Genomic DNA, 23,244 nt, shown 5'->3' with positions numbered 1-23,244 from the left:
GAACACCTATCCATGAAAATAGAGCAGTTAGTTTCGCAGATCCATCAAAAAAAATCCTTTCTGTGTGTTGGTTTGGACACCGATCTTGAGAAAATCCCCCAACACCTGCTCCAAGAGGAAGACCCTATTTTTGCTTTCAATAAGGCCATCATAGAGGCTACCCATGAATATTGTGTGGCCTACAAGCCCAATATTGCGTTCTATGAAGCTTATGGTATCCAAGGTTGGAAATCCTTGGAAAGGACCATGGACTACTTGAATAAAAACCACCCTGAAATTTTCACGATTGCAGATGCCAAGCGGGGAGATATTGGAAATACATCGACACGGTATGCCAAGGCCTTTTTTGAAACCTTGAATTTTGATTCCGTCACCATTGCACCTTATATGGGCCGCGATTCTGTGGAACCCTTTTTGGATTTTGAAGACAAACATGTGATTTTATTGGCTCTGACATCCAATCAAGGGGCTTTTGATTTTCAGACCAAGAAAATTGGGGACGAAGAACTTTACAAGGAAGTTTTAAAGACTTCTAAGACGTACAAAAATTCGGAAAGGTTAATGTATGTGGTTGGAGCTACCAAGGCCACCTATCTTGAGGAAATCAGGCAAATAGTACCGGAAAGTTTTTTGTTGGTACCTGGAGTGGGTGCGCAAGGAGGAAGCTTACAGGAAGTCTGCCAATACGGAATGACCCAAAATGTTGGGCTATTGGTCAACTCTTCCCGGGGAATTCTCTATGCTTCCCAAGGGTTGGATTTCGCAGATGCTGCTGCGGACAAAGCTAAAGCCATCCAAATGGATATGGCCGTTGAATTGGAAAAATTGCATCAAGGGTCTTAACGCAAAGCTTCCAATATCTTTTTGATGCCCTGGGCCTTCCTTTTGAAAAACTCGCCAAGGTGGGTGTCCATAGATGAAACATTGGCCGCTTTTTCAAGAAAGTTGTTATATCTGAATTCCAAAATGGAGATGGCTTGATTTCCGCTGGTGATCGGGGTCACTGCCCCAACTTTACAATACTGATTGTTCATACCTCAAGATTTGTTATAACAAAGATACGGTCAAAACGGGCCCGTGGATTATAGGTGTAAGGGGTATACGTCTAAAAATCAGGTACTTTATCTAAAATTTAACATTGAGGGGCGGTTTGTGGGGACTCCTTTACATTTTGTAAGGGATTAATTAACGTACCTTTAGGAGAGTCGTTTGATCGTTCCAACAAAACTAAAATCCAGTGGTATGAAAAAAATGATATTGCCTTTTGTCCTGTTGTTTTTTCTCCAAGCCCATACCCAGAACAATGCCAATTGCAATTGTTGTTCGGAGAATCAAAAAGCTTTTGATTTTTGGATTGGGGAATGGATGGTTACCAATTCCACCAACGGTACTCCTGCTGGGGAAAGTAGAATAAGTTGGGAGGAAGACGGATGTGTGATCCGTGAAAATTGGACCAGTGCCACACCAGGGTACACGGGTACCAGTCTTAACTTTTTCAATATAGCTGAGCAGCAATGGGAGCAGTTGTGGGTGGATAATACCGGTGCACACCTAAAATTGAAAGGAAATAGGGTGGGAAACCAGATGATATTGACTTCCGGTGAGTTTGCCAAGGATGATGGCCTAATGTACAGAAATCGAATTACGTGGACTAAAAATGATGATGGCACCGTTCGGCAGCTTTGGGAAGTTTTGCAAGGAGAAAAGGTGGTGTCAGTGGCATTTGACGGGCTGTATAAAAAGAAATGATACTGTTCGGGGAAGGTGCAACAAAAAAACCGGTGCGAACACCGGTTTTAAACTAACTAACTCAAAAAAATGCTAACTCAGATAATTCTAACTGTTGCAAAATTCCTGTTTAACCCTTGGACTTAGGTTAATTTAACTTTAGGATTTTGTTATAAATATCTAATTTTATTGAGTTTATAACGATAAATTTTTCCTCTTATTGTGTAATTCTGAAAAAATTATGATTAATCTTGAAGAGCGAACACCTTTTTTAACAAATCTGTTGTTCTGGAGGAAATTTTTGTCCGAATTTCCTTCTCTTCCACCGCAATCATAGTATACACTCCAGACAAGGCCTGGTTGGTCGTATAATCCGTTAAATCCGGGTTTACGTTATTGGTAAGGGGCAAATTATTGTACTTGGTAATGATATTGCTCCAAATTTGATCCGCCCCCACTTTTTGAAATGAATTTTTAATGATGGGGTTGAATTTTTGGTATAACTTGGCCTTGGTAGACCCTTCCAGATACTGCGTGGCCGCATTGTCATTTCCCAGTAAAATCTGTTTGGCATCATTAAAGGTGATTCCTTTGACGGCTTCAACAAAAATAGGAGTGGCTTCGCTTACCGCATCTTCTGCGGCACGGTTGATAATTCTGAGGCCCTCGTCGGCCAAACTCCCCAAGCCTACATCCCGTAAGGTCTTGTCCACTTTTTGTAACTCCTGGGGCAGTAAGATTTTTACCAGTTCATTTTTAAAGAAACCATTTTCCAGGGCCAGCTTGTTCACCTGTTTTTCAATGCCCATGTTCAGGGCTTCCCTAAGACCTTGGGCAATTTCCGCATTTCCTATTCCCGTGGTCCCTTGGGGCAATTGGTTTACTACCTGTTGCAGTTCGGTGCATCCTACAAACTGAAATAGTAGAATGCATAGCAGTACTCGTTTCATGGTGTATTTTTTATAGTTATGGGGTGAAAATATATAATATATGCCCTTGATGAGGTTAATATCTGGGAATTTTTAGGAAAAAATAACCGTCTTGTTATTGTAGACCATGGTTTTTCGCGCTACATGAAGTTGCACGGCACGGGAAAGCACAATTCGTTCCAAATCCCTTCCCTTGGCAATAAAATCTTTTATGGAGTGTGAGTGGGACACTGCGGTGACATCTTGTTCTATGATAGGGCCAGCATCCAGTTCCGCGGTAACATAGTGACTGGTGGCACCAATGATCTTGACACCGCGTTCAAAAGCAGCATGATAGGGTTTGGCCCCTACAAAAGCAGGTAAGAAAGAGTGATGGATATTAATTATTTTCTGCGGGTAGGTGTCAATTAATTGGTCTGATATGATTTGCATATACCGCGCCAAAACGATAAAATCCACCTGATGTTCCTTTAATAGCCTGAGTTGTTCGGCTTCTGCACTTTCTTTGGTTTCCTTGGTAACGGGAACATGATAAAAAGGAATCTGGAATTGCTCCGCAACATAGGCCAAATCTTCATGGTTGCTCAGGATGAAAGGAATGTCCACCATTAATTCTCCTGAATTGAACCTGCTCAAAAGGTCATAAAGACAGTGGTTGTATTTGGATACAAAAATGGCCATTTTAGGCTTATGGGCCTCCATATGGATATCCCACTGCATATTGAACTCATTGGCAAGGGTGGTATCAAACTTTTCCTTAAAATCATCCAGGACCAATTCAGTTTCAAACTCACATTGCAGTCGCATAAAGAATACCCCGGCTTGTTTGTCCACATGCTGATCTAAATAAATTACGTTCCCTTCCTGTTGATGAAGAAATGTGGTTACCGAGCGTATAATACCGGATTGGTCCGGGCAATGAATAAGTATAGTGAGCTTCATGAACTAAATTAGACCGATAAAATTATAACATTCAAAAAAGGAAGACCACACACCCGTTGTTTTTTGTAATATTCTGAACAAAATCAAATTTGACTTGCATTTTCTGTAAATTGCATAGCCAAAAAAGACCCTTTATTGAAAATGGAACAAACCAAACCCTATAAACCCCAGAATAAAATCAGGATTGTGACCGCAGCCTCGCTTTTTGATGGTCATGATGCGGCTATCAATATTATGAGGCGTATTATCCAAGCTACTGGGGTCGAGGTGATTCATTTGGGACATGACAGAAGTGTGGCCGAAGTCGTGGACTGCGCCATTCAGGAAGACGCCGATGCCATTGCCATGACCTCATATCAGGGAGGGCACAATGAGTACTTCAGGTATATGTTCGATTTACTTCAGGAAAGGGGAGCGGGGCATATCAAGATTTTTGGCGGTGGGGGAGGTGTTATCCTCCCTGAGGAAATAAAGGAATTGATGGCCTATGGGATAGAGCGTATTTACTCACCGGATGATGGTCGGCAGATGGGATTGCAAGGTATGATCAATGATTTGGTGCAGCGCTGTGACACCCAAGTCCCCGACCTGATGCTTCCCAAAGGGAAAAAGGTCGGGGAAGCGTTGGAAGAGAAGGATGTCAATACTGTGGCCCGATTGATTTCCTTGGCAGAAAACAGGCATGAAGCGTTTGAAAAATATGAAGATGAAATACAACGCGTTGCGGAGAACGTGCCGGTCTTGGGAATAACAGGAACGGGAGGCGCCGGAAAGTCTAGTTTGGTAGATGAACTGGTACGTCGTTTTTTAGCGGATTTTCCAGATAAACATGTGGGCATCATTTCTGTGGATCCTTCCAAACGAAAAACGGGAGGTGCCCTATTGGGGGATAGAATTCGGATGAATGCCATCCATAATGAGCGGGTATATATGAGGTCATTGGCCACCCGGCAGTCCAATTTGGCCCTTTCCAAACATGTGTCCGAAGCAGTTCAGGTTCTCAAGGCCGCAAAATATGATTTGATTGTGCTGGAAACTTCGGGGATAGGACAGTCCGATACCGAGATTTTGGAGCATAGCGATGTGTCACTCTACGTAATGACCCCAGAGTTTGGGGCCGCCACCCAGTTGGAGAAAATAGATATGTTGGACTTTGCGGATGTGGTGGCCATCAACAAGTTTGATAAACGGGGGGCTTTGGATGCGCTTCGTGATGTGAAAAAACAATACGCAAGAAACCACGGCATGTGGCATGCCAAGGAGGAGGACCTTCCCATTTTTGGAACCATTGCTTCACAGTTCAATGATCCCGGGATGAACAACCTTTATAAAATGGTCATGGATACCTTGGTGGAGAAAGCGGAGTCCCACTTGGTATCCCATTTTGAGGTAACCCAGGAAATGGCGGAAAAGATATATGTGATTCCACCCTCTCGGACCCGATACCTCTCGGAAATATCCGAAAACAACCGCTCCTATGATTCCAAAGCAGCGGAACAAGCCAAGGTGGCCCAAAAGCTGTACGGTATTTTTCTCACTCTATCCAGCCTTCTGGAAATGGACCAAGATAAAGCTGAAGAGCAACTCTTGGACAAATCCGGTTTGAATGAGGAAAAAATTCTTTCCCAATCCAATGATGCGCATGAAAAGAGCTTATTGAAACTATTGATCAAGGAATTTGATAAGGTGAAGATGCGCCTAATGAACCAACATTGGGAAGCTATCTTAAAATGGCAGGATAAGGTGGCGAAATATAAAGCTGAGTTCTATTCCTTCAAAGTACGGGATAAGGAAGTCAGTATTAAAACCCATACCCAGTCGCTTTCCCAAAGTGAAATCCCTAAAGTGGCTTTGCCTAAATACAAGGCTTGGGGCGATATCCTCAGTTGGATTTTACAAGAGAACGTACCCGGAGAGTTTCCATATACCGCAGGGCTGTATCCCTTCAAGCGCGAAGGGGAGGACCCTACACGAATGTTTGCTGGGGAAGGTGGTCCGGAGCGCACCAACCGAAGGTTCCATTATGTAAGCTTGGATATGCCGGCAAAACGCCTTTCCACAGCCTTTGATTCCGTGACACTTTACGGGAACGACCCGGACCACAGACCGGATATTTATGGAAAAATTGGCAATGCGGGAGTGTCTATCTGTTGTTTGGACGATGCCAAAAAGCTATACTCAGGTTTTGATTTGAGCAACCCTATGACCTCTGTGAGCATGACCATCAATGGACCGGCACCCATGCTATTGGGTTTCTTCATGAATGCCGCCATTGACCAAAATTGCGAGAAGTACATCAAGGAAAAAGGGTTTGAAAAGGAGGTGGATAAAAAGATGGACGATATCTTTAAAAAGAAGGGAACGTCCCGTCCTACCTATTTTGGTGACCTTCCCAAAGGGAACAATGGTTTGGGGTTGATGCTATTGGGAGTTACCGGAGATCAAGTATTGCCCAAAGAGGTGTATGAAAAAATCAAGAAGGAAACCCTGAGCCAGGTCAGGGGAACGGTGCAGGCCGATATTTTAAAGGAAGACCAAGCGCAGAATACCTGTATTTTTTCCACCGAGTTTGCCTTGCGGTTAATGGGTGATGTGCAAGAATATTTCATTGAGCATCAAGTGCGGAACTTCTATTCGGTCTCCATATCGGGCTATCATATTGCGGAGGCCGGGGCCAATCCCATTACGCAATTGGCCTTTACCCTTTCCAATGGGTTTACCTATGTGGAATATTATTTAAGCCGGGGAATGGACATTGATAAGTTTGGTCCCAACCTATCATTCTTCTTTTCCAATGGGGTGGACCCTGAGTATGCCGTAATTGGTAGGGTAGCCCGAAGGATTTGGGCCAAGGCGCTCAAAGAAAAATATGGGGCCAACCCTAGGGCCCAAATGTTGAAGTACCATATTCAAACTTCGGGAAGGAGCTTGCATGCCCAGGAAATTGACTTCAACGATATTCGTACCACGCTCCAGGCGCTTTATGCCATTTACGACAACTGCAATTCTCTTCACACCAATGCCTATGATGAGGCCATTACCACTCCTACCGAGGAATCCGTTCGCAGGGCCATGGCCATCCAGTTGATCATCAATAAGGAATTGGGGTTGGCCAAAAACGAAAACCCTTTACAGGGGTCTTTTATCATAGAGGAACTTACCGATTTGGTAGAGGAAGCCGTGTTGATGGAGTTTGATAGAATTACGGAACGGGGTGGGGTTTTGGGCGCTATGGAGACCATGTACCAACGTTCCAAGATTCAGGAAGAGAGTCTTTACTACGAAACATTAAAACATTCTGGGGACTACCCAATTATAGGGGTGAATACATTCCTGAGTTCCAAAGGCTCGCCCACCATATTGCCAGCAGAAGTGATTAGGGCAACGGAAGAAGAAAAGAAGAACCAGATTGAAACCTTAAAACAGCTGCATAAAAGAGAAAAGGAGATGGCTGGAATTCAATTGGCGGAACTTCAACAGGTGGCCATTCAAAATGGAAATATTTTTGAAAAATTAATGGAAGTTGCCAAGTACTGCTCCTTGGGTCAAATCACTACAGCCCTGTTCCAAGTAGGTGGACAATATAGACGCAATATGTAGAAGGGGAATTAGTCGTTCCGGTTATGGAAAGACCTTCTCCATTTTTTAAAGGAAGTCCTGAAAATTTTGATTTCCTTGCGAAGCAGGTTGAGGTACTCCTTTTCCTTGACCCCGTCACGCTCCAAGCCGTTACAATAGGCCAAAATGTTTCGGGTCATGATGTTGATGTAATTTAAGCTGCGCATACGAACGGAATAAGAGTTGCTCAAGGCAGCTTGTTCCACTTCCCGGGTAATGAGAAGGGCATCATTTTTAAGGGATTGGGAGATGTCATCCCTGAAACTATCAATCTTGCGCAATGACAGAATCTCCTTGTTGTAGGAAAAATAGGAAGCTACGGCCTCGCTCAAATCGCGCAAGGCCAAAGATTTACGGTATACACCCAAAGAATTAAGAGAACTTCTCTCCATGGTTTTCAAAGCAATTTTGTCCTATAAAATTACGCACGAATTAAAAATCATGACTTTATTTTCAAAAGAGAAAAACAAGTTCTACCTTTAAAAAGAAAATATAATGGCCTTTTTTCTTAATATATGAAGATAGATGAACTTAATTGGCAAATATTAGGGCATTTGCAGCGCAATGCGAGGGAATCTTTTGCCAATATTGGCCGTAAAGTAGGGCTTACCCCGCCCGCGGTGGCAGAACGGGTGAAGAAAATGGAAGACCTGGGAATCATTGAAGGGTACGGGGCCAATATTTCCTATGTATTGGCCGGGCATCAGCTCAAAGCCATTATTATGTTGAGAGCCTTTATGGGCAAGTTAAAACCCTTTTTGGACAAGGTGAAATCTTTTCAGGAAGTGGTCAATTGTTACCGCATCACCGGAAATGAGAACATCATCATGGAAGTGGTGTTGAAAGATCAGGCCCATTTGGAAAAATTTATTGATGAACTGATTGTGTACGGGGAGTGCAGAACGCATATCGTATTGTCCAACATCGTGGCCCATGCCCCCATTAAGAATGCCAAGGCAAAGAAGTGAAGTTTATTACTTTTAAAGTAATTGGCGTGAAGTTCTTTTTTGGCTAGATTTTTGTTGCAATAGAACTATGAAAAAAACATACGCTATATTTTTTCTTTCGGTGATTTGTCTGACATCTGTATCGGCACAAAAACTAACCTTAAAAAAAGGGGAAATCATAGAAAACTTGCCCGTTAACGATTCCCTTTCAAGTACTTTTTCACTATTTCTACCCTCCGGTTTTACCACGGATAGGCAGTGGCCATTGCTTGTGGTTTTTGACATGGAAGGGAAAGGGAGACAGGCCTTGTCCATGTTTTTGACATCTGCCGAAAAGGAAGGTTATGTATTGGCTGCGCCAAAGGTTTTGGACAGCGTTTCAATCACCAACAATATGGTGACCACTTTGGGGACCATTGAGAGTGTTGTGGGAATGTTGCCCATTAAGAATGAAAGAATTTATACGGCGGGGGCTGCTTCTGGTGGACGTTTTGCAAGCTTGGTGCCTACTTTTATCAAAGGAATAAAAGGGGTCATGGTCATCAGTGCTTCCTTGGCCAATACGGAATTGTTGAATAGTAGGCAGTCTTTCCATTTTATTGGCATGGTCAATAGAAATAATTATAACTATCCCACATTATTGGCGGATGAGAAGCTATTGGATACCTACAAGTTTCCAAACCATATCTTATTATTTGAGGGAAATAACGAATGGCCTACCAATGACTACCTCAGTAAAGGAATGCAATTGTTCACCCTCCAGGCCATGGGAAGAAAATGGGTGCCAAAGGATTCGGTTTATATTGAGAATGCATTCAAGGAAGACCTTGAAAAGGTCAATACACTAAAAAATTCAGGAAAGTTTATTTGGGCGGAACAGTATTTGGGAGAAATGATGAGCATGTATGGGGCCCATAAAAATTTGGATTCCTTGCGACTGGTGCAAAGGGAAGTAAGGAAAAATAAGCAGTACAGGGCCATGAGACGCGAAGAACAGGCAGCCTTCCTGAAGGAGTCGTTGCTCAAGCAAGACTACCAATACTATATGGAAGAGGATATGCTGACCCATAACTTTAATAATTTGGGTTGGTGGAACTACCAAATGACCGAGGTCAATAAGTTCGTTTCCAGTGCAAACACCTTTGAAGTGGAAATGGGTAATAGGTTATTGGGATTTGTGAATGCTTTGGCAGCAGACAACATCCAAATGGTGCTCTCCAATGAAATGGTAGATGAAGATGCCCTTGCATTCTTGTACATGCTAAAGACATTATTGGAACCGGAAAATTTTGATTTTTACCTAAAGACCGTGTCTTTAAGTGCTAAAAATGAGGATTTTGGCACCGCTTTGTTCTATTTGGAAGAGGCCCTAAAGAAAGGATTCAAGGACAAGGAAAGATTGTATGGTTTGGAGCATACCGCATTATTTCGAATTACGCTGGAGTTCAATACATTGGTGTCCAAATATTTGAAGGATGCCTTGTACGACACTATTGAGGAGGAATAGATTTTGGTACGGAATCAAGCTTCCAGTCAATGACCAAACCACCTGCAATGGATTCCGTAATTTCTTTTCCATAGAGATGTTCGCATAAGTACAAAGCAGCTTCAAAACTTTTTGCTCCGCCCGTGGAGGTGATGAATTTTCCATCATGGACAAACAAAACGCTGTCCTTTACCTTGAGATGCGGGAACATTGCCCTGTATTTTTCTATATCACTTGGAAAAGTGGTGGAAGCCACATTGTCCAAAATCCCCGATTTGGCCAATACAAAAGCCCCATCGCAATGTGAGGTCACAAAAAGGGCCTCCTTACTTACCTTGCGCACAAAATTCAGCATGGTGGTATCCTGTAGGTCGGTGTCCAAATGATGTTCGGCACTGGGAACCACCAAAATATCGATTTTGGGAATGGAGTCTTGGGTATAATCAAAATCTGGGAGTATTCGTATGCCCTCAAAGGAAGTAATGGGTTCCAAAGTATTGGCCACACTAAAGGTGTTCATGGCCTTGATGCCCTTCCTGAACTGGGTATGTTGAAAGATATCATAAGGTGCCGTAAACTCGGTGTTGTACACTCCGTCCATGATCAAGAACCCTACGTTGTACCGATTGGGCTTTAAGATGGGTAATTGTCGGTTCACATCGCGGTCAACCTTCCCTTCGGGTCTCTTATGCGCACAGGCAGTCAGGAAAATAATTAGGGCAAAACAGGATACTTTTTTTATCATAGTGGCACTAAGGTAGCATTAAGAATCATTTCCGCTACTTTTGCAATAAAATTATGCGCATGAAGTATTCTTTTGTGGTTTTTGCGGTCTTGTTGATGGCTTGCGGAAGAGGTAAAAAATATCATGATGATGTCAAGACAAACTCTTTTGAGTCATCTGGGTTGACAGCTATTTTAAACTATCAGAAAGAGACGAACGAAAGCTTCAAGGATCCTGAAACCTCCCCCTTGCCGGACAAGTATCGCAAAGATTTTGAAGGATTGGATTTTTATGACCCGGATACCACTTATGTGGTCACTGCGAAATTGGTGCTTACCCCGGATGCTGTTCCGTTTTTGTTGCCTACTACCACGGACAGGAAAAGTAGGGAAGTAGTGTATGGAATTGCCCATTTCCGACTAAATGGGGAAGCACATAAACTGGAGGTCTATAGAAGTTTGGATTTGGTGGAGGAAGAAGGGTATGAGGATTATCTGTTCCTTCCTTTTTTGGATGACACCAATGGAGACGAAACCTATGGGGGTGGCAGATATATAGATTTATCCATCCCGGAGGGAGACACTTTGGTGATTGACTTCAATAGGGCGTATAACCCCTATTGCGTGTATAACAAAAAATACTCCTGCCCTCTAGTGCCGAGGCAAAATTATTTGAGAACTAAAGTGAGGGCAGGAGTGAAAGATTTCAATAAAGACTAAAAAGTCGTTTTGTATTGAAACAAAAGATATTCCCTGGGATTAAAAAGAATATATTGCTGCGACCAGGACCGAGGCCAAACTGCCTGTTGGAGCCCTGTCATTATCTATAAAAACATCTTCTGAAGCACTGTCCAACCGAATTTCCGGTTTTAGGATCAAATCCCCAATGGTTGCACTTCCCGTAACTGTCAGGGCAAATACACTGGCATCACCATCGGCATCGAATTGATCGCCAATGGCCCCGAAGAAGTCCCCTTCCATGAAATATTCGGCACGAAGGCCCACGGAAAAGGTTTCTGAGGTTTTGTACTGTGGATACAGCGCCAATCCGGTAAAGGTGCCCCCGTTGTCCTCTTGACTGAAATGGGCAGCATTGATACCTAAAAAGAGCTCTTCGGTAAGGTCAAAACCGCCGGTGTAATCCACTTCAAAGCCACCCTGACTATACAGGAAATTCAGGAATTGCCCCGAATATCCCAATTGGGCGCCTACGGCATAATCCCCGGTGCCGTTCAACTCGGTCAGATCGGTTGGGTTCATGACCGCCAACATGGCGGACCAGTCGTTTCCCAAATCAACATCGGCCTTTAAACCGGTATGGCTAAAAGGGCCGTAGGAAAACAAATAAGAGGTGCTGTAATTGAAATTGGCCGCTGGGGAAATCACCTCATATCCCAAAAAGGTGTTGTAATTACCAAAGGTAAGGGTCACAGATTCGCTTACATTCCAATAGACATACAACTGGTTCACAATGTCACCTGTTGCGGAATACATGGGCGAAGCAAAAGTGGCGTCTGTCCCTCTAGGGCCAAATACCAGATCGGCTACAAAGCCCACCTTTTCACCTTCATAGGTTCCAATAAGGTTGGCCATGCCCAAGGCAAAGCCATCCAGATTGGCAAATGAGGATCCCGGGGCAATGGCTTCTTCGCCATTGGGAGCAGTGATATTAGATCTGTAATACACATCAGCGGTCCCACTAAAATTGAATTTTGGCTTTTCTTCTTCTTGGGCGAGCAGTCCCATAGAAATCAGCGCCAGTGCTGGAAAAGCGACTTTTTTTGCGTAATTTGCATTCGTAATCTTTTTCATCTTGGAATCGATTTAGATGCCCTTCATGGAAGGGCATGCGGTTAGTAAATAGAGTTAGTTTGAAAAGATTATATAACGGAGCGTTCTGCCAAACGCTCCGTTTTTAGTTTGGAAAGGTTAGTTTAGTTGTTTTGGGAGGAAATATGCTCCGGATAGGCTTCCATTCCGTGTTCGTGAAGGTCCAAACCTTCGATTTCCTCTTTTTCGGAAACTCTTAGACCCATGGTCTTTTTCAAAATGAACAAGATGATGAAGGAAGCTAAAGCGGACCATAGGATATAGGATAGCGATCCATAGGTCTGTACCCAAAGGAGTTTGGCGCCACCACCGTAGAACAATCCACCATCCAAGGCAAAAAGACCTACGAGTACGGTCCCCAAAAAGCCGCATACACCATGGACAGAAATAGCACCCACGGGATCATCAATTTTTAACCTTTTGTCAATAAATTCAATGGAGCTTACCACTACTATACCGCAAACAAGGCCAATGGCCAATGCTCCAAAAGTGTTTACGGCCCCACAACCGGCGGTAATGCCCACCAAGCCGGCCAAAGCACCGTTCAGGGTCATGGAGATATCCGCTTTGCCATACCTGAACCACGTAAAGAAAAGGGCTCCAATGGCTCCAATGGCCGCGGCCAAATTGGTGTTGATGATCACACTGACCGCACTGACCGTATTGTCGCCGCCCCAAGCCAGTTGGGAACCACCGTTAAAACCGAACCATCCCAACCATAGGATGAATACACCGAGGGCGCCAAAGGCCATGTTGTGACCGGCAATGACTTTTGCTTTTCCATCTACATATTTTCCAATCCTAGGACCTACAAGAATTGCAGCCACCAAAGCGGCAGCGCCACCAACGGCATGGACCACGGAGGAACCGGCAAAATCAATAAATCCGGCAGTGTTTAACCATGCATCATCGTCAAAGGGCCAATACCAGCTACCGGATATGGGGTAAATCAAAGTGGTAAGTAAGGCTGAAAAGATAAGGTAGGTTGAAAATTTGGTCCTACCCGCTATGGCTCCTGAAACAATGGTTGCAGCCGTTGCGCAGAATACGGTCTGGAAGAACAGGTTGTGCCAATCCGTGGCACTGAAAAAGAAATACCCTTGATCGGAAGGGCTGGATCTAAAAAAACCACCACCCACCAAATCGCTGCCGTACATAATGGCATAACCCACGGCCCAGAACATAATGGAACCAATGGATAGGTCCATAAAGTTTTTCATGATAATGTTACCTGAATTCTTACTGCGGGTAAATCCAATTTCAACCAAGGTGAACCCTGCCTGCATAAAGAATACTAGAATGGCCGCAATGGTTATCCATAATGCGCTCATATCGCCATTGATGGTTTCAATAGCTTTATCTATCGCTTCTTGTCCTTGTACAATCATAATCTAAGTTTTTTTGAGTTTTTGGCTGTTTGTTTAGTTGATTCCTGCGCTACCACTTTCCTTGGTCCGAATCCTGTAAGCTTCGATCATATCGGAAACAAAGATTTTTCCATCACCCACATTTCCTGTGCTTGCGGTATCCAATAGAACATTGATGGTCCTTTCCAAGAAATCATCCGAAACCACAATGACCAAATACCTTCTTTGGATATCACTGGTGCTATAGGATATTCCTCGGTATACATGTCCTTGTTTTTCATTTCCCACTCCCGTTACATCCCAGTAACTGAAGAAGTTGACCTCAATCTGATGAAGGGCTTTTTTGACCTCATCAAATTTTGATTTTCTAATAATCGCCTCGATTTTTTTCATAAGTAAAACAGTTAATTGATTTGCCAAATATATGTTAATTGAAAAAAGACCATGATTAATGGAGGGGGTATTGTTTAATTTTTAATGAAATTTGAAAACTACCCCCTATTTTTTTAGGGTATGACATTTTAAATGTACTTTTTGTGGAATATCTGTGGTCTTCTTTGGGTGTGGAACCAAGAAATAATGACTTAGTGTGTTAAAAACCAGTCAAATAGTGTGCTTATGCGTGGTTTTCGTCGAAAAGTAATGATAAATGATACGTGTTTGGGAATAATGGGCTACTCACCCAATTTTGATAACCATAGGCCCAGCATAACAGCCAAAACACCTACGGTGATACTAGAAATCAGATAAATGGAAAAATGAAGTAGTTCACTGTTTCGGAGTAGGAAGTGTTTTTCAAAGGCAAAAGCAGAAAAAGTAGTGAACCCGCCGCAGAAACCGGTAGCCAAAAACAAGGTGCTGTTTTGGGAAAGAATGTTTCCCCTGGCCGATAGACCCAAGATAAATCCTATAAGTAGGCACCCCATTATATTGACTAAAAAAGTGCCCAGAAAAAAATTAGGGGATAATGGATTCAGAGGTTTTGAAATGGCATATCGTAAAACGCTGCCAAACCCTCCACCCAAAAAAACAAGAATGGCCTGTTTCATACCCAAAGGTACAAACTATACCGCTTTCTTGTATTCAGATTCGGTAGACTCGCTTGGGAATAGTTTTCTAACGGATACCTCAGAAATTTTTCGAATGGGTTTTCTAAGGTCGTCCAAGCCTCCATTGACACTAAAAATCAACAGTAACGCATTAATGGCGAGTAAAATAAGAAGAAGGCTAAAAAATGTGGTCATCTATCTCTGGCTGAACAATTGTTTTACAAAAGTACGTATTTTCCTATATTTTGGTTGGAATGAGGTAATAAAAGTTGTCAATGCCCCCATTTTTGTTGGGAACTTATGTTCAATGTTAATTTTTGAGGAAGTTTTTGATCAAGAATAGGATAATAATGAATACTATGAATGAAATCAAGACCCATTTTACCCCGGTATAGTTTTTTTTGTGAAGCTTTTTGTCCTTTCGGTAAGTAAAAGAAATGGCGGCCACAAAGAAAATAATAAAAAGTACGGCGAAAATTAACTGCCCTGAGCTGAACATATTTTATATTTTTATGCAAAGCTAAATCAAAACAAGTGTAATGGAAAGTAAAATAAAGGCGGTGGAGCAGTTTCACATTTCCTTTGGTCTGGGAGTGTCCAAAAAACCTATGGCCGATTTGGGTGAAGCAAAGAACCTTTTGCGGTTCAACCTTATGGATGAGGAAAATAAAGAATATCTGGAAGCGGCCAATGAAGGGGACCTAATTGAAGTAGCGGATGCGTTGGGGGATATGCTCTATATTCTTTGTGGGACCATTCTGGAACATGGGATGCAGTATAAAATAGAGGAGGTGTTCGAGGAAATCCAACGTAGCAACATGAGCAAGTTGGGAGAAGATGGAAAGCCTATTTACCGGGAGGATGGTAAAGTGATGAAGGGTCCAAATTATTTTAAACCCGATATCCAATCCATCATGGACCAATAATAAAAAAGGCACCTTTAGGTGCCTTTTGTTTTTTTAAAGTACAGGATATCGCCAGCCGAATTTGTCTTCGGCCCTATTATATTGGATATCCGTAATTCTCTTCTTGAGACGGGATGCATAACTGTCTTCCAATTCGGGAAGGTCATAATCCTCTCCCTTGTATCCAAAGGCTCCTATTGGTGAGACGACCGCAGCCGTACCTGCACCGAACATTTCTTTTAAGGAACCATTTTTCGCGGCTTCCACTATTTCTTTTACGGAAACCTTACGTACTTCGGTCTTGATACCTTCATCTTTGGCAATGTCCAAGATGCTTTTTCTGGTAATGCCGTCCAAGATACGGTCATTGGTAGGTGCGGTGAGCAAGGTGTCATCGATGCGTACAAACACGTTCATGGCCCCTGCCTCTTCGATAAATTCGTGGGCATTGTCATCGGTCCAAATAACCTGTTGGTATCCTTTTTCCGCGGCCAATTGCGTTGGGTAAAACTGTCCTGCATAATTTCCTCCAGCCTTGGCATACCCAACCCCACCATTGGCGGCACGGGAGTATTTTTCCTCTATCAATACCTTGACACTTCCGGAAAAGTAGGCTCCGGATGGGGCACAGGCTATAATAAATTTGTAGGCATCGGCCGGTGAGGCATGAAAGCCCGTTCCCGATGCAAACATAAAAGGACGTATGTAAAGGGAGCTGCCGGGGGTTGTGGGAACCCAATCCTTCTCCAATTGCAACAGGGCGGTAAGCCCGTCCATAAAATAGGCTTCAGGTAGCTCAGGAATGGCCAATCGTTCGGCTGATTTGTTCAATCGCTTGTAGTTTTCCAAAGGACGGAAGAGCCATATTTTATCGTCCTCGTCCTTGTAAGCCTTCATCCCTTCAAAAATAGATTGGCCATAATGGAAAATTTTTGCCGAGGGATCCAGGGTAATGGGTTGGTAAGGGACAATCTTTGGAGCCTTCCATTCTCCATTTTCAAAATCACAGACCAGCATATGGTCCGTATACGTGCTTCCAAAAGAAAGGTTTTCAAAATCCACATCATGGATTTTGGATGTTTTTGTCTTCTCGACCGTGATGTTGTTCATTACCGCTTCCATATCATTAACTTTGGAAGGTTAAAATTAGCTATTTATTGTTAGTTTTAGAGGTTTCGTAATTCTAATTTCTGTTCTTTGTCGAGAATTGTTCAAATATTGTCTAAAATGAGGTCTTTTAACATTTTTTGTACTGTTTTTTTAGTCTTTTCCATACGAGTCGTTTTGGCACAGCACTCGGGGGAAGGCGCGTATTATGGTGAGGAGTTTGCCATATCTGAAAAAGTGAATGAAGGCAAGGCCATTTATACAGGTCTTACCGCTAAGGATTCCTTGCAAACACAATTGTCTGGAGAGATCAGGGAAGTTTGTCAGGCAAAGGGATGTTGGATGAAGGTAGAGATTGCTCCCGAAGAAGAAGTGTTCGTAAGATTCAAAGATTACGGTTTTTTTGTGCCCAAAGATGCCGCGGATAAAAAGGTATTGATGCAAGGCGTTGCTTTTTTGGAGGAAATGTCGGTGGATGACCAAAAGCATTATGCAAAGGATAGCGGTGCTTCGGAGGAAGAAATCAATCAAATCAAAGAGCCCAAACGGATACTTCGGTTTGAGGCCGAAGGGGTTCTCATCAAAGATTGAATTTGAAACGAAAGATCATAACTACCGGTGATGGTTCAAAGACCATCCAAATAGAAGATTGGGACGAACAGTACCATTCCAAGCATGGGGCGATCCAAGAGGCTTACCATGTTTTTATCGAGCACGGATTACGACTGTTCAATAACACCAATATTAAACTTCTGGAAATTGGTTTTGGAACTGGATTGAATGCCTTGATAACCCTTTTGGAATCCAAAAAACAACAACTGGACATAACCTATGTTGGGGTAGAGGCCTACCCGGTATCCATGGAAGAAATTGCGGAATTGGATTATTGTACCCAATTGAATGCCTTGGACCATCAAGAGAAGTTCGAGGAAATGCATCGGTCCCCTTGGGAAAAGAGTACGTTGATTACCCAAGATTTTTCATTGCACAAACAGCAGAAAGATTTCAAGGAAATAACCGATTCGGATACGTACAACCTAATTTATTATGATGCCTTTGGTGCTCGGGTACAACCAGAATTATGGACCGAGGAAATTTTTGAAAAGATGTATCGGGCACTCAAAACCAATGGGGTTCTGGTCACTTATGCCGCCAAGGGAAGCGTACGAAGGGCCATGCAGCATGTGGGCTTTACCGTAGAGCGGCTGCCCGGTCCACCGGGGAAACGGGAAATGCTTCGAGCCACTAAAGATTGAATCGTATCAAGGCTTTGTTAACGGGGCCACCTTTCATTATCTTAAATTCACTTAAAGTCGGCATATTTGTGTTAAACCTAAATTAATACCTAAGGAACAGCACTTTAAACCTGTAAATTTGCATTAAAATGATTGTATGAAGGTGTTGATTACAGGAGCTACGGGTTTAATCGGTGGGGCAATCGTCAAGGTATTGCAGTCCAAAGGTATTACCGTGAATTACTTAACGACACAAAAACGGAAAATTGAGCAATCCGAAGATTATCGGGGCTTTTATTGGAACCCAAGTAAAGGTGAATTGGATATGGCCTGTTTTGATGGGGTCGATGCCATTATCAACCTAGCTGGGGCAAGTATTGCCAAACGTTGGACGCCGATTCATAAAAAAAAGGTGCTTTCGAGCCGTATCAACAGCCTACAGACGTTGTATAGGGCCATGGAAAAACTGGATTCTTCCATTGGATTGCTGATTTCGGCATCTGCCATTGGGATTTATCCAGACTCCCTCTCTAAGTTTTACGATGAACAGGAACCCCAAGTGGATGACAGTTTTGTAGGTGAAGTGGCCCAAAAATGGGAAGCGGAGGTGGATACCTTTAAAAATTTGGGAGTCAATGTCTCCAAGATTCGGATAGGGATTGTATTGTCCGATCAAGGAGGGGCTTTGCCCCAAATGGCGCTCCCGGTCAAAAAGTATGTTGGGGCACCGTTGGGTAGCGGTGAACAATGGCAATCATGGATCCATATTGAGGATTTGGCACAATTATTTGTGTTCATCTTGGAAAATGATCTTGATGGGGTATACAATGGTGTGGCCCCCAACCCGGTGACCAATGCCAAAATGACCAAAGAACTGGCACGTAATTTAGATCGGCCATTATGGTTGCCCCATGTGCCCAAGTTCGTCCTGAAAATGCTTTTGGGTAAAATGTCATACCTGCTGTTGGCCAGTCAGCGGGTGAGCAGTAAAAAGATTGAAAACGAAGGGTTCGCCTTTCAACACCCCAATATTTGTTTGGCACTGCAACATATTTATGCCGAAAAGGATGAAAATGCCTCGGTAGATTCTGTTTCCGAAGAGCTTGTGTGATGGGTTGATGAAGTTTTTTGCAAAGGATAAATCCGCTTAGAGCGGATTTTTTTATGTTTTGTGGTGACATTTTGACATTTTCGAGCAATTGGCAGTAATTTTGCCATTCCTAAAAAAGAATAAAACAGAAGCATATGAGCAAGAAAGGTAAAGTTGAGGATATGGAAGGGTTTTCTGAAGAAGCCCAAACGGTCAATCCTGAGCTGAACGATGAAAATATGAACGGTGCAGAAGAGATTTCCGAAGAGGAGGGGCTACGTGAGGAACTGGCCAAGGAGAAGGATAAGTTTTTGAGGCTTTTTGCCGAGTTTGAAAACTTTAAGAAAAGAACCTCAAAGGAACGTATGGAGCTGTTCAAAACGGCCGGACAGGAAGTCATGGTCTCCCTGTTGCCCGTAATGGACGATTTTGACCGTGCCTTGAAGGAGCTTGCAAAATCCGATGACAAAGAAATGTTCAAAGGCGTTGAGCTTATCAACAATAAGTTCAAGGAAACCCTAAAGAATAAAGGCTTGGAGCAGATTGAGGTGAAGGAAGGCGACACGTTTGATGCGGAAGTACACGATGCCATTACCCAAATTCCGGCACCCGATAAAAAATTGAAAGGTAAAATCATTGATGTGGTCGAAAAAGGCTTTAAGCTTGGAGACCGTATCATTCGGCACCCTAAGGTGGTTGTTGGCAACTAATAGCTTATGAAGGAGGATTTTTACGAAATATTGGGGGTCTCAAAAGGAGCATCCGCTGCAGAAATAAAGAAAGCCTACAGAAAAAAGGCCATTGAATTCCATCCGGACAAAAACCCTGGGGATACTAAGGCAGAGGAGATGTTCAAGAAGGCCGCCGAAGCCTATGAAGTGTTGAGCGACCCGGACAAGCGAGCAAGATACGACCAGTTTGGTCATGCTGCTTTCGATGGTAGTTCCGGATTTGGTGGCGGAGGTATGAACATGGACGATATCTTCAGTCAGTTTGGGGATATCTTTGGAGGTGCCTTTGGAGGAGGTTTCAGCGGATTTGGCGGATTTGGTGGTGGAGGCCAGCGTAGGATGAAAGGAAGTAATCTGCGTATCCGGGTAAAACTGACTTTGGAGGAAGTGGCCAATGGCGTGGAGAAGAAGGTGAAGGTGAGAAGAAAACTTCAGGCAGACGGCGTAACCTACAAAACCTGTTCAACCTGTAATGGAAGTGGACAGATTACCAAGATTACCAATACTATTTTGGGTCGAATGCAGACCGCGACCACCTGTCATACCTGTGGCGGTTCCGGTCAGACCATAGATCATCGTCCTTCAGGGGCAGACGCCCAAGGACTTAAGGTAGAGGAAGAGACCGTTTCCATTAAAATTCCACCGGGTGTTGAGGATGGCATGCAGCTAAAAGTATCTGGAAAAGGGAATGACGCTCCTGGAAATGGAATCGCGGGAGACCTTTTGGTAGCTATTGAAACCCTTGAACATGAAACCCTAAAAAGGGAAGGAGATAACCTGCACTACGATCTTTATGTGAGTATTTCGGAGGCTGTGTTGGGAAGTTCCAAGGAAATTGATGCCATTGGAGGCAAGGTTCGCATAAAACTGGAGCCTGGAATCCAATCCGGAAAAATACTGAGGCTCCGCGGAAAAGGGGTCAACAGTATTAATGGCTATGGCAGTGGAGACCTTTTGGTCCATGTGAATGTGTGGACTCCTAAGGAGCTGAACAAGGAACAACGGGAGTTTTTTGAACGGATGCAGAGTGATGAGAATTTTGTCCCAAAGCCCGAAAAATCGGACAAATCCTTTTTTGAAAAGGTGAAAGACATGTTCTCCTAAGAAGAAAAAACTTGCTGTTTAAATAAAAAACGTATATTTGAAACTGATGTTGGGTGACCAATATCTAATTTTCTTTTTCATAGCAATTTTTTTCCCATCCTTGAAATTTTTAAGGGTGGGTTTTTGTTTTAGGGGAAAACCAATCTTTTTGGGCAAATACATATCTTTGAAAAAAATGTATGCATGGATAACATCCTTGTTGCCAAAAATGTTTCCAAATCATATGGGAACTATACCGCGCTGAGCAACATTTCACTCAATATACCTAAGAATTGCATCTATGGTCTACTAGGTCCCAATGGGGCGGGTAAGACCTCTTTTATACGTATCATCAACCAAATAACACATCCGGATACCGGTGAGATTTTGTTCAATGGGGAACCCTTGGCACCGCAACATATATCCTATATAGGATATTTGCCGGAAGAACGCGGTTTGTACAAGAGCATGAAGGTGGGGGAACAGGCCTTGTATCTGGCACAACTCAAAGGTCTTTCCAAGGCTGAAGCCAAAAAGCGCTTGAAATATTGGTTTGATCGTTTGGATATTGGGGATTGGTGGAACAAAAAAATCCAAGAGCTCTCCAAAGGGATGGCCCAGAAGATCCAATTTATAGTTACCGTGCTCCATGAGCCCAAACTGTTGATTTTCGATGAACCTTTCAGTGGTTTTGATCCCATAAACGCCAATATCATCAAGGATGAGATTCTTCAGCTTAAGGAAAAGGGAACATCCATTATTTTTTCCACCCACCGTATGGAATCCGTTGAGGAACTTTGTGAATACATTGCCCTGATTCATAAGTCGGAGAAAATATTGGATGGCAAACTCTCTGAGATCAAAAAAGCCTATAAGAACAATATTTTTAATGTAGGATTGGAAATCCAGCAAGATGCAGACGCTTTGATGGAGAACTTGAACAAAAACCACAACATCCTATCTTCCAGTTTTGATAGTGTAGAAAACCAATTGGATTTTAGGGTGCAATTGCCGTCTTCCCACACTGCTAAAATATTGGCAGAGCTTTCCAGTGTGGCCAATGTGAACCGTTTTGAGGAAACCATACCCTCGGCCAACGATATTTTTATTCAAACCGTAAACAAGAAGGACAATGATAGGTAAGTTGGGTTTGATTATTAGACGGGAGTATTTGGCAAAGGTGAGGAACCGTTCGTTTATTGTCATGACCATTCTTAGCCCCCTCTTGATTGTGGGCATGATTGTATTGATTGCCTACCTCACCAAGATAAACGACAATGAGAAACGGGTGATTTCCATTCTCAATGAAAGTGCTTTTTTTCATCAGGAATTTAAACCTACGGAACAAATCTCTTATATCCATTTGGATGGACTTAGCTTGGATGATGCTAAGGACTCGATTAATTCCATGGGGTATTATGGTCTATTGTATCTCCCCTATGGAAAAGACGTGGAACAAGTGGCAAAATCTGCCTATCTGTATACCAAGGACAATCCCAATACACAGATGACCCAGCATCTGGAGGGCATCATACAAAGACGGTTGCGCCAAGGCCGATTGGAAAAATTAGGGGTGTCCCAAGATCAATTTTCACAAGTGGAACAACCTTTTGAAATCAATCTGGCCACCTTTGATGGCGAAAAGAGCGTAAAGGGTATCAATGAGATCAAGGCGTTTATTGGAGGGGGTTTTGGCTATGCCATCATGATGTTCATTATTATTTATGGTGGATTTGTAATGCGCAGTGTCATTGAGGAGAAAACCAGTAGGATCATAGAGGTGATCATCTCTTCGGTGAAACCCTTCCAACTGATGTTGGGCAAGATCATTGGTACCTCCCTGGCCGGGATTACCCAGTTTACCATCTGGTTGATATCCGCCTCACTGTTGCTCTTCTTAGCCGTGATGCTTTTTGGGATTGATTTGGGATCCATGGCGGAGAGTTCCAATATGCCCCCCGGTGCCATGAACGAGATGTCGCAACTGGCCACCATGGATAGTGAGATGATGACGTATGCCAGGGAGATATTGGATATTCCTTGGGGATTGTTGATCGTATCGTTTTTCATCTATTTTGTGCTGGGCTATCTGATCTACAGTTCCATTTATGCTGCTATTGGTGCCGCCGTGGACAATGAAACAGACACACAGCAATTTATTTTTCCGATTATTTTGCCGCTTATGTTGGCCATTTATGTGGGGTTCTTTTCTGTTTTCAGTAACCCACATGGACCTATTGCAGTAGGCTTCTCATTATTTCCACTCACCTCGCCCATTGTAATGTTGATGCGTTTGCCTGGGGGAATTGGAGAAGGTGGTGTACCTTTATGGCAATTGTTGGTGTCCATAGCCCTATTGATCATTACCTTTTTGGGAATTGTGTCCTTGGCGGCTAAAATATATAGGGTAGGGATCTTGATGTATGGCAAAAAACCAACGTATAAGGAGTTGATCAAGTGGTTACGATATTGAC

The 23,244-nt window shown here is 43.1% G+C and carries 26 protein-coding genes; 14 read left to right on the top strand and 12 right to left on the bottom strand.

Features of this window, described 5'->3' with window-relative positions:
• Nucleotides 1–12 precede the first annotated feature (12 nt).
• Nucleotides 13–843: an orotidine-5'-phosphate decarboxylase gene (gene pyrF, locus F8C76_RS07780; RefSeq protein ID WP_152131176.1), complete on the top strand. Its 831-nt coding sequence runs from the start codon at nt 13–15 to the stop codon at nt 841–843.
• Here pyrF and F8C76_RS07775 read toward each other — a convergent pair.
• Nucleotides 840–1,034 carry a hypothetical protein gene (locus F8C76_RS07775; protein WP_129653041.1) on the bottom strand — a complete coding sequence of 65 codons (195 nt, stop codon included), beginning with the start codon at nt 1,032–1,034 and terminating at the stop codon, nt 840–842. The genes pyrF and F8C76_RS07775 overlap by 4 nt on opposite strands.
• A gap of 208 nt (nt 1,035–1,242) precedes the next feature.
• On the opposite strand from F8C76_RS07775, the gene F8C76_RS07770 reads away from it, so the two are divergent.
• Nucleotides 1,243–1,749, top strand: a complete 507-nt coding sequence (locus F8C76_RS07770; RefSeq protein ID WP_152131175.1) for a hypothetical protein — start codon at nt 1,243–1,245, stop codon at nt 1,747–1,749.
• Nucleotides 1,750–1,973: 224 nt separating this feature from the next.
• On the opposite strand, the gene F8C76_RS07765 is transcribed toward F8C76_RS07770, so the two are convergent.
• Nucleotides 1,974–2,678: a DUF4197 domain-containing protein gene (locus F8C76_RS07765; protein ID WP_152131174.1), complete on the bottom strand. Its 705-nt coding sequence runs from the start codon at nt 2,676–2,678 to the stop codon at nt 1,974–1,976.
• A 72-nt stretch (nt 2,679–2,750) separates the two neighbouring features.
• Nucleotides 2,751–3,599: a formyltetrahydrofolate deformylase gene (gene purU, locus F8C76_RS07760; RefSeq protein ID WP_152131173.1), complete on the bottom strand. Its 849-nt coding sequence runs from the start codon at nt 3,597–3,599 to the stop codon at nt 2,751–2,753.
• Nucleotides 3,600–3,740: 141 nt separating this feature from the next.
• On the opposite strand from purU, the gene F8C76_RS07755 reads away from it, so the two are divergent.
• A complete protein-coding gene (locus F8C76_RS07755) occupies nt 3,741–7,199 on the top strand; it encodes a methylmalonyl-CoA mutase family protein (protein ID WP_152131172.1) in 3,459 nt (1,152 codons plus the stop codon).
• An 8-nt stretch (nt 7,200–7,207) separates the two neighbouring features.
• On the opposite strand, the gene F8C76_RS07750 is transcribed toward F8C76_RS07755, so the two are convergent.
• Nucleotides 7,208–7,609 carry a hypothetical protein gene (locus tag F8C76_RS07750; RefSeq protein WP_129653031.1) on the bottom strand — a complete coding sequence of 134 codons (402 nt, stop codon included), beginning with the start codon at nt 7,607–7,609 and terminating at the stop codon, nt 7,208–7,210.
• Nucleotides 7,610–7,732: 123 nt separating this feature from the next.
• Between F8C76_RS07750 and F8C76_RS07745 the strand changes: the two genes are divergently transcribed.
• Together F8C76_RS07745 and F8C76_RS07740 are read left to right on the top strand one after the other, a co-directional pair.
• Nucleotides 7,733–8,185 (top strand): Lrp/AsnC family transcriptional regulator, encoded by a 453-nt coding sequence (locus F8C76_RS07745; protein ID WP_116218319.1) that lies wholly within the window; start codon nt 7,733–7,735, stop codon nt 8,183–8,185.
• Between the two features lie 67 nt (nt 8,186–8,252).
• Nucleotides 8,253–9,671 (top strand): alpha/beta hydrolase, encoded by a 1,419-nt coding sequence (locus F8C76_RS07740; RefSeq protein WP_152131171.1) that lies wholly within the window; start codon nt 8,253–8,255, stop codon nt 9,669–9,671.
• Here F8C76_RS07740 and F8C76_RS07735 read toward each other — a convergent pair.
• Nucleotides 9,655–10,395: a DJ-1/PfpI family protein gene (locus F8C76_RS07735; protein ID WP_152131170.1), complete on the bottom strand. Its 741-nt coding sequence runs from the start codon at nt 10,393–10,395 to the stop codon at nt 9,655–9,657. The two genes, F8C76_RS07740 and F8C76_RS07735, sit on opposite strands and share 17 nt — an antisense overlap.
• A gap of 59 nt (nt 10,396–10,454) precedes the next feature.
• Between F8C76_RS07735 and F8C76_RS07730 the strand changes: the two genes are divergently transcribed.
• Nucleotides 10,455–11,093, top strand: a complete 639-nt coding sequence (locus F8C76_RS07730) for a DUF1684 domain-containing protein (protein WP_152131169.1) — start codon at nt 10,455–10,457, stop codon at nt 11,091–11,093.
• 39 nt (nt 11,094–11,132) lie between these two features.
• Here the strand turns inward: F8C76_RS07730 and F8C76_RS07725 are convergent, their stop codons facing one another.
• The 6 genes from F8C76_RS07725 to F8C76_RS18960 form a co-directional block, all read right to left on the bottom strand.
• A complete protein-coding gene (locus tag F8C76_RS07725; protein WP_152131168.1) occupies nt 11,133–12,185 on the bottom strand; it encodes an outer membrane beta-barrel protein in 1,053 nt (350 codons plus the stop codon).
• A gap of 122 nt (nt 12,186–12,307) precedes the next feature.
• Complete coding sequence (locus F8C76_RS07720) at nt 12,308–13,591, bottom strand: ammonium transporter (protein WP_152131167.1); 1,284 nt, start codon at nt 13,589–13,591, stop codon at nt 12,308–12,310.
• Nucleotides 13,592–13,624: 33 nt separating this feature from the next.
• Nucleotides 13,625–13,963 (bottom strand): P-II family nitrogen regulator, encoded by a 339-nt coding sequence (locus tag F8C76_RS07715; protein WP_116218313.1) that lies wholly within the window; start codon nt 13,961–13,963, stop codon nt 13,625–13,627.
• Nucleotides 13,964–14,244: 281 nt separating this feature from the next.
• Nucleotides 14,245–14,619: a fluoride efflux transporter CrcB gene (gene crcB, locus F8C76_RS07710; protein WP_152131166.1), complete on the bottom strand. Its 375-nt coding sequence runs from the start codon at nt 14,617–14,619 to the stop codon at nt 14,245–14,247.
• A 15-nt stretch (nt 14,620–14,634) separates the two neighbouring features.
• Nucleotides 14,635–14,814, bottom strand: a complete 180-nt coding sequence (locus F8C76_RS07705; protein ID WP_129653023.1) for a hypothetical protein — start codon at nt 14,812–14,814, stop codon at nt 14,635–14,637.
• Between the two features lie 115 nt (nt 14,815–14,929).
• On the bottom strand, nt 14,930–15,118 hold the full coding sequence (locus F8C76_RS18960; RefSeq protein WP_129653022.1) for a hypothetical protein: 189 nt from the start codon (nt 15,116–15,118) through the stop codon (nt 14,930–14,932).
• 40 nt (nt 15,119–15,158) lie between these two features.
• Between F8C76_RS18960 and F8C76_RS07695 the strand changes: the two genes are divergently transcribed.
• A complete protein-coding gene (locus F8C76_RS07695) occupies nt 15,159–15,545 on the top strand; it encodes a pyrophosphohydrolase domain-containing protein (RefSeq protein ID WP_129653021.1) in 387 nt (128 codons plus the stop codon).
• A 33-nt stretch (nt 15,546–15,578) separates the two neighbouring features.
• Here F8C76_RS07695 and F8C76_RS07690 read toward each other — a convergent pair whose 3' ends face one another.
• Complete coding sequence (locus F8C76_RS07690) at nt 15,579–16,646, bottom strand: branched-chain amino acid aminotransferase (protein ID WP_152131165.1); 1,068 nt, start codon at nt 16,644–16,646, stop codon at nt 15,579–15,581.
• A 162-nt stretch (nt 16,647–16,808) separates the two neighbouring features.
• On the opposite strand from F8C76_RS07690, the gene F8C76_RS07685 reads away from it, so the two are divergent.
• From F8C76_RS07685 to F8C76_RS07655, 7 genes are all read left to right on the top strand, one after another.
• Entirely contained in the window at nt 16,809–17,222 is a 414-nt protein-coding gene (locus F8C76_RS07685) for a DUF4920 domain-containing protein (RefSeq protein WP_249042373.1), read from the top strand.
• Nucleotides 17,223–17,224: 2 nt separating this feature from the next.
• Nucleotides 17,225–17,887 carry a tRNA (5-methylaminomethyl-2-thiouridine)(34)-methyltransferase MnmC2 gene (mnmC2, locus tag F8C76_RS07680; RefSeq protein ID WP_152131163.1) on the top strand — a complete coding sequence of 221 codons (663 nt, stop codon included), beginning with the start codon at nt 17,225–17,227 and terminating at the stop codon, nt 17,885–17,887.
• 136 nt (nt 17,888–18,023) lie between these two features.
• Nucleotides 18,024–18,977 carry a TIGR01777 family oxidoreductase gene (locus F8C76_RS07675; protein ID WP_152131162.1) on the top strand — a complete coding sequence of 318 codons (954 nt, stop codon included), beginning with the start codon at nt 18,024–18,026 and terminating at the stop codon, nt 18,975–18,977.
• A 134-nt stretch (nt 18,978–19,111) separates the two neighbouring features.
• On the top strand, nt 19,112–19,666 hold the full coding sequence (locus F8C76_RS07670; protein ID WP_152131161.1) for a nucleotide exchange factor GrpE: 555 nt from the start codon (nt 19,112–19,114) through the stop codon (nt 19,664–19,666).
• 6 nt (nt 19,667–19,672) lie between these two features.
• Nucleotides 19,673–20,791, top strand: a complete 1,119-nt coding sequence (gene dnaJ / locus F8C76_RS07665) for a molecular chaperone DnaJ (RefSeq protein ID WP_152131160.1) — start codon at nt 19,673–19,675, stop codon at nt 20,789–20,791.
• A gap of 183 nt (nt 20,792–20,974) precedes the next feature.
• Nucleotides 20,975–21,913 carry an ABC transporter ATP-binding protein gene (locus tag F8C76_RS07660; RefSeq protein WP_211372125.1) on the top strand — a complete coding sequence of 313 codons (939 nt, stop codon included), beginning with the start codon at nt 20,975–20,977 and terminating at the stop codon, nt 21,911–21,913.
• Nucleotides 21,906–23,243 (top strand): ABC transporter permease, encoded by a 1,338-nt coding sequence (locus F8C76_RS07655; RefSeq protein WP_170284013.1) that lies wholly within the window; start codon nt 21,906–21,908, stop codon nt 23,241–23,243. The genes F8C76_RS07660 and F8C76_RS07655 overlap by 8 nt, the downstream gene beginning before the upstream one ends.
• Nucleotide 23,244: the final 1 nt, after the last annotated feature.

Origin of the sequence: Flagellimonas olearia, from assembly GCF_009184425.1 — a bacterium.
GTDB lineage: Bacteria > Bacteroidota > Bacteroidia > Flavobacteriales > Flavobacteriaceae > Flagellimonas > Flagellimonas olearia.
Note: the sequence above shows the minus strand (reverse complement) of the source record. Positions and strands in the feature narration are given on the sequence as shown.